A 15,019-nucleotide genomic window follows, 5' to 3' on the forward strand; every position below is an offset into this window, starting at 1 on the left:
ACCGACCCAGGCCACCCGCAGTCAGAACCCCGAGTGCGAACGAAACCCCCTGTACAATTTCCGGCTTTCCTCCGCCGGAGCCTTCCATGACCTTGCCTGCCATCGTTGCCGCACGTCGTTTCGATGCGTCGGCGCACTTGCCGTTTTATATCGGAAGCGAGCGGGTCGGCTGGATTCGCCGTACTGACGCCCCCGCGCTGCAATCATGGCCGGATGTGTTTCGCATCGATCAAACATCTATCCGTCTCGCCGATACCTTCTCCGACCTCAACGCCCGCAGCGCCGCGCTCGGCGCGGTAATCGGCATGCTGGCCGCCGATGGCCGAATCCCTGGCTGGCGCAACGAAACCTACGCAATCCGCAATAGTTTCGAGGCCGAACCGCTAGCGTTCATTGAACGGGCAGCGTCGCGGTTCTTCGGCACAATGACGTACGCCGTGCATCTGAACGGCATCGTGGACGCGCCCGGCCGCGCGCCGCAGCTCTGGATCGCGCGCCGCAGTGAGACAAAAGCGACCGATCCCGGCATGCTCGATAACGTGGTGGCGGGCGGTATCGGCTGGGGGATGGGGATCGAGGAAACGCTCGTGAAGGAGTGCTGGGAAGAGGCGGGCATGGCGCGGGAACTGGCAGAGAAGGCCGTACGCGGACGCTTGTTCCACGTGCTGCAATCGCTGCCCGAAGGTACGCAGGCCGAGCAGATTTACGTGTTCGATCTCGCGTTGCCCGTTGATTTTGCGCCGCGTAATCAGGATGGCGAAGTGGGCGAACATCGGCTCGCGCGCATCGATGAAGTCGCGCGCTGGATTGAAGAAGGCGCGCTCACCGTCGATGCCAGTCTGGCCACACTCGACTGCCTGCTGCGCCGTCGATGGATCGACGAAGAAGCGTGCGAAGGCATGCAGACGGTTTTCTCACCCCCCGCGCTGTGAACGCGAATAGACGTTTAGTTGAAACATCTCAAAGGAGTATCGGTTCATGTCGACCGAACATAGTTTTATCTTGAAGTTGTCGTGTCCGGATCGTCCCGGCATTGTCCATGCCGTGTCCGGATTCCTGTTCGATCTCGGCAGCAATATTCTCGATTCCGCGCAATTCGGCGACAGCCACACCGGCGAATTTTTCATGCGCGTGCATTTCCAGCAAGTCGGGGGAGACCCCGGTCTCGTTGCGTTGCGTAAGTCGTTCGCCACGCTCGCCGATGGATTCGGCATGAAGTGGGAACTGCACGATGCGTCCGTCAAGCCGCGGGTGATGATCATGGTGTCGAAGATCGGGCATTGCCTGAACGACTTGCTGTTCCGATATCGCACGGGACAACTCGGGATCGAGATTCCGGCGATCGTTTCGAACCATCGGGATTTTTATCAGCTTGCCGCTAGTTACGACGTGCCGTTTCATCATCTGCCGTTGATTGCGTCGACACCGGAAGGGAAGGCTTCGCAGGAAGCTCGCGTGCTGGAAATCGTCGATCAGCACAAGATCGATCTCGTCGTGCTCGCGCGCTATATGCAGATTTTGTCGCCGGAAATGTGCGCGGCGCTCAATGGCCGGGCGATCAATATTCACCACTCGTTTTTGCCGAGCTTCAAGGGCGCGAAGCCGTATTACCAGGCGTTCGATCGCGGTGTTAAGTTGATTGGCGCTACTGCGCATTACGTGACGACGGACCTTGATGAAGGGCCGATCATCGAGCAGGAAGTGGAGCGCGTGGATCACAGCATGGCGCCGGATCAACTGACGGCTATTGGACGCGACGTGGAATGCGTGACGCTGGCGCGCGCGGTGCGTTGGCACGTGGAGCACCGGATTGTGTTGAACGGAAGTAAGACGGTGGTATTTCGGTGAAATCACACGCTGGCGGGTAGGGGCTTTGCAACCGACCCGCCAGTTGCCGCTCTCAAACCAGCCTTAAATAAACCAGCTCGCGCTTGAGATACGCATAGAAAATCGGCGCCGCGATGACGCCGGGTAGCCCAAACGCGGCTTCCATCGCGAGCATTGCCAGCAGCAATTCCCAGGCGCGTGCCTCGATCTGCCCGCCGATGATGCGCGCATTCAAAAAGTACTCGAGCTTGTGGATGACGATCAGGAACGCCAGCGACGCCACGGCCGTCCCAAACGACACCGACAATGAAATCGCGACAATGATCGCGTTCGAAATCAGGTTCCCGATCACCGGTAGCAATCCGACGATAAACGTCACCATCACCAGCGTCTTCGACAGCGGCAGCTGCTCATGAAACACCGGCAGCGCGACGAGCAAATACAACGCAGTGAACGCGGCGTTGATCGCGGAAATCTTGACCTGCGCAAAGACGATCCGGCGAAACGCCTCGGAGAAGCGCGTTACGCGCGTGACGAGCGCGGTAGAAAGCGGTAGCCGATGCGTCGTGCGCGGCGCGCCCACCGCGATAATCGCCCCTATGATCATGCCGATCAGCACATGCCCGAAGCCTCGTGCGGCGTCTTTGCCGCCTTGCTGCAGCATCGCGGCGTGCTTTTGCATCAGCTCGGTCGCCTTGTCCTTCATCTGCTCGGAGTCGACGGGAAGATAGTTCGCGATCCAGTCGGGCACACGCAGACGAGCGTGAGACGTGATCATCATGAGTTGATCGAGAAGCTTCTGGACGCTGGGTACATCGCGTTCAAAATGATTGATGAGCGCGACCGTCGCGCCCGCCAGGCCGCCCACGATGATCGCCGCAATGATCACAACGGAAACCCAGCGTGCGCGGCCGCTCGTCATGGTCTTTTCGATCAGCGGCGAGATCATGTGCACGAGTTGGTACACGAGCATTCCCGCCAGCAGCGCGCCGAGCAATTGCAGGTGCAGCACGAAGAACAGACCGGCGAACGCGGCAAGATAACTGCCGATTTCCACCGCTGACAACTTCGGCATGCTCATATCGCTCGTCAGCCGAACCGGCCGGACGGCTGGCCTGGTTTCGGCCGCTTCGTTGCGCTTTGCCATGAATCCTTCAGTCTCCTGCCGCTAACGGGTTATTCACTGCCGGGGTTATTTCCTGCCGCGGCCCGGACGGCGCGCGGCTCATAGTTGCGGTGTGGGCGAATCCGTCATGCCGCCGATCTCGGCCTTTGCAGCAAAGGCGCGAGATACCGGCCGGTAAAACTGGCCTTCGATTGCGCGACCTGCTCCGGCGTCCCCTGCGCGATGATCTGGCCGCCGCCGGCGCCACCTTCCGGACCGAGGTCGATGACCCAGTCCGCAGTCTTTATTACATCCAGATTATGCTCGATGATTACGACAGTATTACCTTGATCTCGCAGCCGGTGAATCACTTCGAGCAACAGCGAGATGTCGTGGAAGTGCAGGCCGGTGGTCGGTTCGTCGAGAATGTATAGAGTCCGACCCGTATCGCGCTTGCTCAGTTCCAGCGAAAGCTTGACGCGTTGCGCTTCGCCGCCTGACAGGGTGGTCGCCGACTGGCCGAGACGGATATAACCGAGACCCACGTCGAGCAAGGTTTTCAGCTTGCGCGCGACGATCGGCACCGGTTTGAAGAACTCGTACGCGGCCTCCACGGTGAGGTCGAGGACCTCGTGGATGTTCTTGCCTTTGTACTGGATGTCGAGCGTCTCGCGGTTGTAGCGCTTGCCATGACACACGTCGCAAGGCACGTAGACGTCGGGCAAGAAGTGCATTTCGACCTTGAGCACCCCGTCGCCCTGGCACGCTTCGCAGCGCCCGCCCTTCACGTTGAACGAGAACCGGCCGGGATCGTAGCCCCTTTCCTTCGATGCCGGCACGCCCGCGAACAACTCGCGAATCGGCGTGAAGAGGCCGGTGTAGGTTGCGGGATTTGAGCGCGGCGTGCGGCCGATCGGCGATTGATCGACGTTGATCACCTTGTCGAAGTGTTCCAGCCCTTCGATCGCCTCGTAAGGCGCGGGCTCGGCGGACGAACCGTACAGATGCTGGGAGACCGCGTGATACAGCGTGTCATTGATGAGCGTGGATTTGCCCGAGCCGGACACGCCCGTCACGCAGGTCAGCAAACCGACCGGCAGGTCGAGCGAGACGTGCTTCAGGTTGTTGCCGTAAGCCTCGATGATCCGCAGCCGGCGTTCGTCGGGCGCCGTGCGGTCGGTCGAATAGCTGATGCTCCGTTTGCCCGACAAATATTGTCCGGTCATCGAATTCGGGTCGTTCTCGACGTGCTTCGCCGTACCTTGCGAGACGATTTCCCCGCCGTGGACGCCCGCGCCCGGGCCCATGTCGACCACGTAGTCGGCCATGCGGATCATGTCTTCGTCGTGTTCGACCACGATCACTGAATTACCGATGTCGCGCAGATGCTTGAGCGTGGCGATGAGCCGGTCATTGTCGCGCTGATGCAAGCCGATGGACGGTTCGTCGAGCACGTACATGACGCCCGTCAAACCCGAACCAATCTGCGATGCCAGCCGGATTCGCTGCGCCTCGCCGCCGGAGAGCGTTTCGGCGCTGCGTTCCAGCGACAAATAATCCAGCCCGACGTTGTTCAGGAACGTGAGCCGCGCGACTATTTCCTTGATCACCCGATCAGCGATCTCGCCCTTCGCGCCCTCCAGATGCAGCGTGTGAAAGTAACCGAGCGTATCGCGCAGAGGCCAGCCGCTCACTTCGTAGATTGCACGCGCGTTTTCGCCTGTGCCGAGCTTGACGTTGCGCGCCTCGGTCCGCAGTCGCGTACCCCCGCACGCCGGGCATGCCTGATTGTTCTGGTACTTCGCCAGTTCCTCGCGAACCGCGGCCGAGTCGGTTTCCTTGTAACGGCGTTCCAGACTCGGAATGATCCCTTCGAACGCATGCTCGCGGACCGTCGTGCGGCCGCGCTCGTTGATGTACGAGAACGGAATGACCTCTTTGCCGGAACCGAACAGCAGGATCTTGCGCACCTTTTCGGGTAGATCCTCGAACGCGCCGTCGATATCGAATTCGTAGAATGACGCCAGGCTCTGCAGCATCTGGAAGTAGAACTGGTTGCGCCGGTCCCACCCCTTCACCGCGCCCGCGGCCAAAGACAGCGACGGATGCGCGACCACGCGCTTCGGGTCGAAGAACGTGATCTGGCCGAGGCCGTCGCATTCGGGGCAAGCGCCCATGGGATTGTTGAACGAGAACAGGCGCGGCTCGAGTTCTTGCAGCGAGTACGAGCAGATCGGGCAAGCGAACTTCGAGCTATACAGATGCTCCTTCTCCGAATCCATTTCGAACGCGATCGCGCGGCCATCGGCGAGACGCAGTGCCGTTTCGAACGATTCCGCCAGCCGTTGCTTCATGTCCGGCCGCACTTTCAACCGGTCGATGACAACGTCGATGGTGTGCTTGTCGTTCTTTTTCAGCTTCGGCAGCGACTCGATTTCATAGATCTTCGCGACGCCTTCATTCGCCGTCCCGCCGCCCGAGCGCACGCGGAACCGGATGAAACCCTGCGCCTGCATCGCTTCGAACAACTCGAGGTGCTCGCCCTTGCGATCCGCCACCACGGGCGCGAGGATCATCAGCTTCGTTTCCTCGGGCATGGCGAGCGCGGCGTCGACCATTTGCGACACGCTTTGCGCTTCGAGCGGAATGTGGTGGTCCGGGCAGTGCGGCGTACCGACGCGGGCAAACAGCAGCCGCAGGTAGTCGTGAATCTCGGTGACGGTGCCGACGGTGGAGCGCGGATTATGCGAGGTCGCTTTCTGCTCGATCGAAATAGCCGGCGACAATCCTTCGATCAGATCGACGTCCGGTTTCTCCATCAACTGCAGGAATTGACGCGCATAGGCGGACAGACTTTCGACGTAGCGGCGCTGGCCTTCGGCGTAGAGCGTGTCGAACGCGAGCGACGATTTTCCCGAACCCGACAAGCCCGTAATCACGATCAGCTTGTGACGCGGCAAGTCGAGACTGATGTTCTTAAGGTTGTGGGTGCGAGCCCCACGAATACGAATTTCTTCCATGAACCGGGCGGAAAGTAAGGGGGCTAAACCTGCTACTATAACGACTTTTCGAGGGCGCGTTGCCCGCGCTCATCGGCGTCAATCAAGCGTGCGGCGGGGTTGCGAAGAGTGTTGGCGGATGATTTACGCGGCGCTCGGGCCACATTCGAGCGACTTTTGCGCTCCGTCTGACGCAGGTTTGCGGCAGGTCCAGACGCTTCAGCCACCCGTCTCATATAGTGCCGTTCCGGGCAACCACAAGGCGGCCGTGCTTGAGTTCCGCGTCCTCGCGCACGGCCAGACGCGTTTCCACATTACCTCGTCCCGATGTCCAATCCGTCTGCTACGTCCACACGTCTGAGCGCGCCCGAGTTGCGTGCGACCGTGTCGCTTGCCGCGATCTTCGCGCTGCGCATGCTCGGTCTCTTCATGATCATGCCGGTGTTTTCCATCTACGCGAAAACCATTCCCGGCGGCGACAACGTGCTGCTCGTCGGCGTTGCGCTGGGCGCTTATGGCGTGACGCAATCGCTGTTGTATATCTTCTACGGCTGGGTCTCGGACAAGCTCGGGCGCAAGCCGGTGATTGCGTTCGGGCTGATCGTGTTCGCCATCGGCAGCTTCGTGGCGGCGGTCGGGCACTCCATGACATGGATTATCGTCGGCCGCGTGATTCAGGGGATGGGGGCGGTGTCGTCGGCGGTGATCGCGTTTATCGCCGATCTGACTACGGAAGAAAATCGCACAAAAGCCATGGCTATGGTGGGCGCAAGCATCGGCGTCTCGTTCGCTGTGGCGATCGTGGGCGCGCCGATCGTGTTCGAGTGGGTCGGCATGAGCGGACTGTTCACGCTGATCGGCTTCTTGTCGATACTCGCCGTCGGTGTGGTGATCTGGGTCGTGCCCGACGCGCCCACGCCGCCCGTGCACGTCAAAGCGCCCTTTGCCGAAGTGCTCCACAACGTGGAATTGCTGCGCCTGAATTTCGGCGTGCTCGTATTGCATGCCACGCAAACGGCGCTGTTTCTCGTCGTGCCGCGCATTCTGGAAGCCGGCGGCCTGCCGGTCGCGGCGCACTGGAAAGTCTATTTGCCCGTTATGGGACTGGCGTTTGTGATGATGGTGCCGGCTATCATTGCCGCGGAAAAACGCGGGAAAATGAAGGCCGTGATGGTCAGCGCCATAGGTCTTATCCTGATTGGCCAGTTGTTACTCGGCGCCGCTCCGCATACCCTGTGGTCAGTGGCCGCAGTTTTGTTCGTGTACTTTCTTGGCTTCAACGTGCTGGAAGCATCGCAGCCGTCGCTCGTCTCCAAACTCGCGCCTGGCACGAGGAAGGGGGCGGCGGCAGGCGTTTACAACACGACGCAGTCTATCGGCCTCGCAATAGGCGGGGTGATCGGCGGCTGGCTGCTGAAAGTAGACGGGCAGAGCGCCGTATTTTTCGCATGCTCAGGGTTGGTTTTTGCATGGCTGGTCGTGGCGGCGAACATGAAACCGCCGCCGCAGAAGGTCCGGCGCACGGCTTAGGCGGCTCGAGTTTCTGGCCGCGCGTGTTGCGAGCACACCGCATCAGATCGAATTGAATTGAATTGAATCAACAGGAGAAATCATGGCATCCGTCAACAAGGTCATTCTCGTCGGGAATCTCGGCGCCGATCCGGAAACCCGCTATCTGCCGAGCGGCGACGCCGTGGCCAACATTCGTCTTGCGACCACCGATCGTTTCAAGGACAAGACGTCCGGCGAGATGAAGGAGCTGACGGAATGGCATCGCGTGTCGTTTTTCGGCCGGCTGGCAGAAATCGTCAACGAATACTTGAAGAAGGGTTCGTCGGTGTATATCGAGGGTCGGATCCGTACGCGTAAGTACACCGATCAAGCCGGCGTCGAAAAGTATGCGACCGAGATCGTCGCGGAACAGATGCAGATGCTGGGCGGACGCAGCGGTGCAGGCGGTGGCGGTGGAGGCGATGAAGGCTACAGCCGGGCACCGGCCGAGCGCAGCAGTGGCGGCGGCGGAGCGAGCCGTGGCGGCGCAGCGGCGGGCGGGCGTCCTGCAGGCGGAACCGCGGGTGGCGGCGCAAGCCGTCCGAGCGCGCCGGCGGGTGGCGGCTTCGACGAAATGGACGACGATATTCCTTTCTAGAAGGAACATCAGCCGTAGCGGTAAAGACAGCCCCGGGTTTCCCTTCCAGATCAATGACTTGGAAGGGTTTCTCGGGGCTGTTCTTTTTTACCCAATCGAAACGTTAGGTGTGAAGCCGCGCAGGGACACCGATGGTGCCTTATGCGGTCCGCCGGTCACGCGCGCCGCAGTCATGACTGGTCACAAAGGCGCTGCGCGAAACGCGCAGCAGCTATTTTGCAGCAAGCGGAAGGCGGCCGTCTCGCGATCGATTACCCGCGCCTCGTCTCTCGCGCCCGGTCGTCGCCGCGGCCAGATCGTACGGCCGGTGAATAGTCGTTGCGCGTTGAATCGCTGGGCGGTGGCTGGCGGGCGGCGTTTTCTGTTGCGCGGTGGGTGCGGCGTGGCCGCGAAAAGGATATGGCCGCTTTAGGCGAGGCCGCTGAAAGCCTTCGGGTCGAGCAGGAACGGCACTTTCGACACGACCTCGACCGCGGCCATGTCCTCGTGGAGCGGGTTCAGCAGGACGTTGAAGTCGAGCGGGCTGAGCGCGGACGGCACGCGCATCGCGAGTTGCTCCTGCGCCGCCAGCCATTGCACGCCGATGGCGACCGTCGCACGCGGGTCGCGCGCCAGCTCTCCCCATCCGGGTGGCGGCGCGGGCACGTACGCGCTCTCGTAGCAGTCGTCGGGAATCTCCAGCGTGACAAGGTGGAGGCGCCCGGCGGCTGGCAGCATGCCGCCCGTGTGCACCAGCAGCTCGAGCAGGGCGGTCGAGGCGCGACAGGACGTGTAGATGGCCTGCTTGCCGCGCGGGCTCCAGCGCCCTCCGCCGAGTGCCGCTCCCATCCCGTCGAGGTAGTCGCGACCCGCGCCGTCAGCGTCCGACACTAGCATGTGTAGGTTCACGCCGTAACTCCCGCACTCGCGCGCAGCAGGATGTCCTTCACGCGATCGTATCCGGGTTGCGTGTCGAGGACGTCGAGCGGGCGATCGAGGTTCAGTTGCACGAGCGGCCGCTTCATCCACGCCACCGCCAGCTTCTGGTCGCCGAAGAACTCACGTGCAGCCTTGAGGATGATCAGCACGCGTGCGACGCGGTCGGACTCTGCGGGTGACAAACGGCGGTTGGGATCGTGTCTGTCGGCCTTGATGCGGCGCTGCAGAGTTGAGGGCGCAAGATCTAGGCTCTTGACGAGCCCCAGCACGGGCACGCCCAGCACATCCCTGGCGAGGCGCTCAAGGACCTCAGGCTCCATCCCTTCTTTGATCCGGCGTCGTTGCTCCGTCATATCGAGCATGTCGAAAAGCTCGAAGTCATGCTCCTGGGCTCCAAGGCCGTTGGTGCCGATGTGGTCTATCGTGTGCATAGTGACTCTTCCCGTTTGACTGCTCGCTAATGCTCATTTGATCACAATAACCGTTTGAGTGTTTTTTAGATACCAAATGGGTGTGGTATTGATGCGGCGAATTTACCATGTATTGCCCGCTCTTCCACAGAGATGTAACATGGCCATGTGATTTCAACCGGCCATGTGATTTCACGTGGCCACGTGAGCGTGTTATGGACCCACTCCTGCACACATTGCCTGAGAGCCGCGGCTTGTGCGCCTTCCGCGAATTGTTCGAGGACACCGGATGGCGAATGTCGGTGGCTGCGGGGTCGGATCACCCGGAAGACATCCTCCTGTCTAGCGATCATGGCCAAGCCTACTACGCGGTCCTCAAATCGTTCAATGAAGGGCGATCTGATCGTGTCACAGCGCTCTTTGCGCAGGCGCTGCTCGAGGCGCGCGTGCGCGCAAAGAAATCCCACGTACGGCCCGCCGTACTGATCTGGGTTGGGAGTGCCTCACGGTCTCTCGTCGAACGCCTTGTAGATTTCCATAAGGAGTACGGCGACGGAGAGCCCATTGCCGTCCTTTCCATGGACGGAGCCCGGTATGTCCAATTTCCGGGTCTGCATTTTTTTGAGCGCCCCGACGCGTCGACCAGTTCGCACCGGGCTAGTCACAGCGCGCCGCCGCGCCTGGTGTTCTCGGATCGCTTCCAGTGGATGCTCAAGCTTCTGCTGGCGGTCGACATCAAGCGCGAGGACCTGATCGCCGCCGATCCTGTGCGATACCGCACCGCGACCGAGCTCGCGCGCGCCGCCGGCGTCTCTACGATGACGGCTACACGGCTGCTCAATGCCCTGAAAGCTGAGGGCTTCCTCGAGTCCACGACCTTCCTGACTATCGTGCGACGTCGCCAGCTCGCGGAACGTTGGAAGGCCGAGTACCGGAAGCCGGCACTCGCGCTGCCGATGAAGTTCCTGTCGCCGGCGGCACCCGACGAGCAGCTTCGAAAGCTCCTCAAAAAGGAGACCGGCTTTCTTGGCCTTTTCGCCGCCGCCAAGGCGCTCGGCTATGGGCATGTTCAGGGCGTGCCGCCGACTGTCTGGGTTCCCAACCTGATGGCAGCCGAGGACTGGCGCCCGCTGCGCCGCGCCCGGGAAGCCGAGCGTCCCGATCTGATCCTGCAGCAGCCCAGCTTCCCGCAAACGCTGCAGCGGGGCGTGGTCCTCCGCGACGGCGTAGCAGTCACGGACATCCTCCAGACTTGGCTCGATGTCTCGGCTCACCCGGCGCGCGGCGCCGAGCAGGCCGCCGAGCTTGAACACGGCATTCTCGCAAACGTGATCGGAGACAGTGCTTGAGCGACCTCGTCGAATTCAGCAAACTCGCGATGACTCTGGAACCCTGGCGTTCCAGGATCGTGTTCGTTGGCGGCTGGGCCTACCGGCTCTACCAATACGAGCCACGCGCCTATAAGCCCGACTACGCGGCCGTCTTCACGCAGGACGCCGATGTAGCCTACGCCGAACGGGAGCCGCTCGAAGGCGATATCAAGAAAGCGCTCGAGGGCGCGGGGTTCAAGGAGGAGCCGAATTTCGCGGGTGGTTTCCGGCCCCCTGCGATGCGTTACACCCTCGGCGAGCAGGCCAACGGGTTCTACGCTAAATTCCTTACGCCGCTAACGGGCAGCGGCTGGCGGCGCAACAAGTCGAGGACAGAGCGCGAGCTGGACGCGACCGTTGCCAATGCCGGCGTCGTCGCCCAGAAACTGCGTCACCTTGAAGTGCTGTTGCATGAGCCTTGGCTCGTGACGATCCCCGCAGCGGATTCCGGCCTCGGCGAGGCCGTGGCCGACCTGCGCATCCCGAACCCAGTGAGCTTCATGGTCCAGAAGCTCCTGATCCGTGAAGACCGGATCCGCGAAAAGCGCGCCCAGGACGTGCTCTACATTTACGATGCGATGTACATCTTCAACGGTGCGATTGAAGATGACCTCATCCCGATCTGGAAGAGCCTAGATGGGACGCTCACGGTTGCGCAACGCAAATCCGTTCGCGCGGGCGTCAAAGCGCTATTCACTAATGTGAACGACATCATCCGTGAAGCGGTGAGGATCCCTACGGACCGCAGGATCGAGCCTGACGACATGCTCAAGCTGTGCCAGAACGGGTTCGGAGAGCTTCTCGGCGAGGCCGACTAGCCCACAGGAACGACGGCCACTACCTCGGCCGCAGAATCCGACACCGGTTATTTTTCGCGGGGCCACCAAGGCTTCGGCGTCGGGGCATCGATGGGGTAGTCCTCCTGCCGTGTCAGTCGGTGACGAACTCTCGGACTAGATGCGGGACGATTGGTACAACTCTAGGACTGGTCCTATTCAATTGGCGTGGAGTAGGTTGCCGAGGTTGATTAACATTTGCTCCGTTGATGGCCAATGGCAGCTGGGGCGGTACGTATTTCGCGCATCCGTTCAACAACGACAACACGGACAACTCGTTCCGCGTCAATAACTCGGTCAAGTACCAAAGCGCGAACTACTCGGGCTTCACATTCGGCGGCCTCTATGGTTTCTCGAACCAGGCGGGTGGATTCGGTAACAACCGCGCTTACAGCGCTGGCGCACAATACGCGAATGGCCCGTTAAAGGTGGCCGCAGCTTACCTGCAGGTGCAGAATGGCAATAGCACCACGGCCACGGGTGGCGCAGTGTGGACGCAAAGCCGCTTCCAGCTCGTCGGTGGCGATTCAACGCTGCGTTACAACAACTACGAAGTGAACGGACGCTACGCACTTACGCCGGCTCTGGCGCTTGGCGCGGCTTACACGTACACGGACCGCAAGGGCATGGTTCCGGGAGATCGGAACAACGATCACGCCCGTTACCATCAAGTTGGCCTCCAGACGGACTACGCATTGTCCAAGTGTACGGACATCTATGCTGAATGCGTTGTATAGCTGACGGACGGCGATACGGCGGCTCAAGTGTATGGCTTGAACGCACGCGCAGTGCACAGCAACCAAGTGGTGGCATCGGCGGGTCTTCGTCACCGCTTCTAATGCTGCAGGTTTTGTGCTTTAACGAAAAGGCGCCTCGCGGCGCCTTTTCGCATTTCCGGGCCGCCATTGCTTACCCGGGTTCACGCGCGCAGGCTTGACACGGAAAATGCACTACCATGAGGCGTCGATGAGCCTGTGCTTATTACTCTCGCCCTGCACGGCGATAAGCAGACAACTCGTCCACTCGTCAGTCATCCAGGAGAGAGCAAGTATGTTCACGAGATTCAGTCTGCGTAACAGCGTGTTGAGTTTGAGCGTGGTGTTGATGTCGTCAGTAACATCCCTGGCGTCGAGCTCGGCGTTCGCCGACACCGTCGCATTGCAAGCGAATCTGCAACCATCGAGTGAAGTGCCACCGCGTGTGAGCAAGGGTCACGGGCAGTTAAAAGCCGCCTTCGACACAACGACCAAGACGCTGCAGTGGACCGTGACGTACGCCGACTTGTCCGGCCCCGCGACCATGGCGCATTTCCACGGCCCCGCGCCGGTCGGCCAGAACGCCAAGGTGCAGGTTCCTATCGACAAGAACGCGTTGCCTAGTCCGATCACGGGTCAGGCCACGCTCTCCGAGGAACAGGCTAATGAGCTGATGGCCGGCCAGTACTACTTCAATATCCATACCGAGAAGAACCCGACCGGAGAGATCCGTGGTCAGGTGATGCCGGCGAACTGAAGTAGCGGTTTTATTGCAAGCAACGCACGGCGGCCTTCTCTACACGCGGCTTCGAGAGCGATCGTACTATTGACGTTCATCGAAACGAGGAACCGTTATGAGTTGGCAAAGTGCGTTGGCCTGCTGGGTTTTACGTCGCCGGATGCGGCCCGAAACGGGCAAGCCAAGTATTAATGTCGCACGGGCGCGGGCGTTGACGTCGAAGCGGGCGTGGTTGCCGAAAGTGCCACCGGGCTGGCGTCTCGATGAGCGATACAGCCAGAACGATGCCCCGCTTCGCGGCGAGTGGCTTTTGCCCGATAAGCCGTCCCGGACCACGATCCTGTATCTGCATGGCGGCGGTTATTACTTTTGCTCGCCCGCGACGCATCGCGGGCTTGTCTTCCCCCTCGCACGCCGTTCAGGCGCGCGCACTTTTTCCCTCGACTACCGGCTGGCGCCCGAAAACCCGTTTCCTGCGGCGCTGGACGACGCATTGGCTGCGTATCGAAAGCTGGTGGCCGATGGCACGCCGCCTGCGTCCATTGTGATAGCCGGCGATTCAGCCGGCGGTGGTCTGGCGCTCGCCACGTTATTGGCTTTACGCGATGCGGGCGATTTCCTCCCCGCAGGCGCTGCAGTGTTCGCGCCGTGGACGGATCTGGCGGCGACCGGCGCATCGATGACGACCAACAATGGCCGCGATCCAATGTTCTACGGCAAGGCGTTCGCACCGGCGGGCAAGCTTTATGCGGGCGATGCCGATGTTCGTAACCCGTACGTATCGCCGCTATATGGAAGGTTCGACGGTTTGCCGCCGCTGTTCATCCAGGTCGGCGATACCGAAGTGCTGCTCGACGATTCCACGCGTGTCGCGGAGAAAGCGCGTGCCGCGGGCGTGTCTGTGGATCTCGAGGTCTGGCCGAAGATGCCGCACGTTTTCCAGATTTTCGCGCCGTTCGTGCCGGAGGCGAACCAGGCGCTGGAGCAAGCGGCTAGCTTCGTGCGCCGGGTCACGATGCGGCAGGCCGAAACCGCGGAAGTGTTGTAGGCGCTTATCTGCCGCTGCCTATATCGAGTGTCTGAAAAGCACGCTCCACGGCCAGTTGCCCGTATTGGCGCTCCAGTCGGCGCACGGTGAAATGTCCGTGCGCCATCTGCTGGAAATGGTCGATGAACACCGTGTTGACCATGGCCCCGAGCACCGCGCCGATCGCCGGAATCGACTTGGCGGCAACTTGCTCGCTGACCTGCACGGAAAACCGCGATGCCACCGTCTGCAAGAACTTGAGCAACGCCGTCGAGCCATGTCCGCTCAAGCCCTTCGCGGCAATCTCGTTCGTCGCCTTCGATACCGACTGCGCCAAGGTCCCGCGCACGATGAAGTAACCGATATCGGCGTTATCGTCGCTTGAACTCGGGCCGCCCATGCCGAGCACCATCATGCATTGCAACTGGGTATCGATGAGGTGCACGTCTTCGCCCTCACTGCGCGCAATGTCGCAAATCGAGCGAAACATCAGCGTGGTCGTGACCGGCAATTCCACCGGCAACGCGAACAGCCCGAACGCACCGCCCGCCGCGCCCGTCGTCGCGACGGCCAGCTTGTGCATCAAATTGTGCGGTTTTTCGGGCGGCAGCACGACGCCGTCGACCGTACTTTTGCTCAGCGTGCGCAGCGCAAGTTGAAGGCATTTCTTGAGCGCGGCCTGCGTCGCGTCGTCGATTTTCTCTTGCGCAATGTTCGGCATCCGCGCCATCAGCTTTTCGATCGGCGAGCCAACCACGCTCGCGAGTTTCATCGTGAGCGACGGGCTTTCCAGCGCTTCCTTGGCGCGGCGCAAGGAAGCGAGATCTTCCTGCGAGAGGGGTGAAGCGGCGATTGGCGTCGGTTGCATGGCGAATTTCGAAAAG

Annotated in this window: 14 protein-coding genes; 9 read left to right on the forward strand and 5 right to left on the reverse strand. The window is 61.1% G+C overall.

Features of this window, described 5'->3' with window-relative positions; genetic code table 11:
* Positions 1-86: 86 nt before the first annotated feature.
* Positions 87-932, forward strand: a complete 846-nt coding sequence (locus tag M0D69_RS08195; protein ID WP_301781537.1) for an NUDIX hydrolase family protein — start codon at positions 87-89, stop codon at positions 930-932.
* Between the two features lie 46 nt (positions 933-978).
* A complete protein-coding gene (purU, locus tag M0D69_RS08200) occupies positions 979-1,848 on the forward strand; it encodes a formyltetrahydrofolate deformylase (protein WP_301781538.1) in 870 nt (289 codons plus the stop codon).
* A gap of 52 nt (positions 1,849-1,900) precedes the next feature.
* Here purU and M0D69_RS08205 read toward each other — a convergent pair whose 3' ends face one another.
* Together M0D69_RS08205 and uvrA are read right to left on the reverse strand one after the other, a co-directional pair.
* Positions 1,901-2,974: an AI-2E family transporter gene (locus M0D69_RS08205; protein ID WP_301781539.1), complete on the reverse strand. Its 1,074-nt coding sequence runs from the start codon at positions 2,972-2,974 to the stop codon at positions 1,901-1,903.
* Between the two features lie 104 nt (positions 2,975-3,078).
* A complete protein-coding gene (gene uvrA, locus M0D69_RS08210; RefSeq protein WP_301781540.1) occupies positions 3,079-5,952 on the reverse strand; it encodes an excinuclease ABC subunit UvrA in 2,874 nt (957 codons plus the stop codon).
* Between the two features lie 306 nt (positions 5,953-6,258).
* Between uvrA and M0D69_RS08215 the strand changes: the two genes are divergently transcribed.
* A complete protein-coding gene (locus tag M0D69_RS08215; RefSeq protein WP_301781541.1) occupies positions 6,259-7,461 on the forward strand; it encodes an MFS transporter in 1,203 nt (400 codons plus the stop codon).
* Between the two features lie 82 nt (positions 7,462-7,543).
* The gene (locus tag M0D69_RS08220; protein WP_301781542.1) at positions 7,544-8,080 is read left to right on the forward strand and encodes a single-stranded DNA-binding protein; all 537 of its coding nucleotides are present in this window, start codon (positions 7,544-7,546) and stop codon (positions 8,078-8,080) included.
* Between the two features lie 408 nt (positions 8,081-8,488).
* Here M0D69_RS08220 and M0D69_RS08225 read toward each other — a convergent pair whose 3' ends face one another.
* Both M0D69_RS08225 and M0D69_RS08230 read right to left on the reverse strand, forming a co-directional pair.
* Positions 8,489-8,956 carry an RES family NAD+ phosphorylase gene (locus M0D69_RS08225; protein WP_301781641.1) on the reverse strand — a complete coding sequence of 156 codons (468 nt, stop codon included), beginning with the start codon at positions 8,954-8,956 and terminating at the stop codon, positions 8,489-8,491.
* Positions 8,957-8,964: 8 nt separating this feature from the next.
* Positions 8,965-9,429, reverse strand: a complete 465-nt coding sequence (locus M0D69_RS08230) for an antitoxin Xre/MbcA/ParS toxin-binding domain-containing protein (protein WP_301781543.1) — start codon at positions 9,427-9,429, stop codon at positions 8,965-8,967.
* A 194-nt stretch (positions 9,430-9,623) separates the two neighbouring features.
* Here M0D69_RS08230 and M0D69_RS08235 point away from each other — a divergent pair, with 194 nt between their 5' ends.
* The 5 genes from M0D69_RS08235 to M0D69_RS08255 all read left to right on the forward strand — a co-directional run bounded on the left by M0D69_RS08235 (position 9,624) and on the right by M0D69_RS08255 (position 14,156).
* Entirely contained in the window at positions 9,624-10,757 is a 1,134-nt protein-coding gene (locus M0D69_RS08235) for an RpiR family transcriptional regulator (protein WP_301781544.1), read from the forward strand.
* Positions 10,754-11,596 carry a GSU2403 family nucleotidyltransferase fold protein gene (locus M0D69_RS08240; protein WP_301781545.1) on the forward strand — a complete coding sequence of 281 codons (843 nt, stop codon included), beginning with the start codon at positions 10,754-10,756 and terminating at the stop codon, positions 11,594-11,596. Before M0D69_RS08235 ends, M0D69_RS08240 begins: the two co-directional genes overlap by 4 nt.
* 227 nt (positions 11,597-11,823) lie before the next feature.
* Complete coding sequence (locus M0D69_RS08245) at positions 11,824-12,351, forward strand: porin (protein WP_301781546.1); 528 nt, start codon at positions 11,824-11,826, stop codon at positions 12,349-12,351.
* 313 nt (positions 12,352-12,664) lie between these two features.
* Entirely contained in the window at positions 12,665-13,126 is a 462-nt protein-coding gene (locus M0D69_RS08250) for a CHRD domain-containing protein (RefSeq protein WP_301781547.1), read from the forward strand.
* A gap of 97 nt (positions 13,127-13,223) precedes the next feature.
* A complete protein-coding gene (locus tag M0D69_RS08255; RefSeq protein ID WP_301781548.1) occupies positions 13,224-14,156 on the forward strand; it encodes an alpha/beta hydrolase in 933 nt (310 codons plus the stop codon).
* 4 nt (positions 14,157-14,160) lie between these two features.
* Here M0D69_RS08255 and M0D69_RS08260 read toward each other — a convergent pair whose 3' ends face one another.
* Positions 14,161-15,003 carry an EcsC family protein gene (locus tag M0D69_RS08260; RefSeq protein WP_301781549.1) on the reverse strand — a complete coding sequence of 281 codons (843 nt, stop codon included), beginning with the start codon at positions 15,001-15,003 and terminating at the stop codon, positions 14,161-14,163.
* Between the last annotated feature and the right edge of the window lie 16 nt (positions 15,004-15,019).

The organism is Caballeronia sp. SEWSISQ10-4 2, from assembly GCF_030464885.1.
Classification (GTDB): Bacteria; Pseudomonadota; Gammaproteobacteria; order Burkholderiales; family Burkholderiaceae; genus Caballeronia.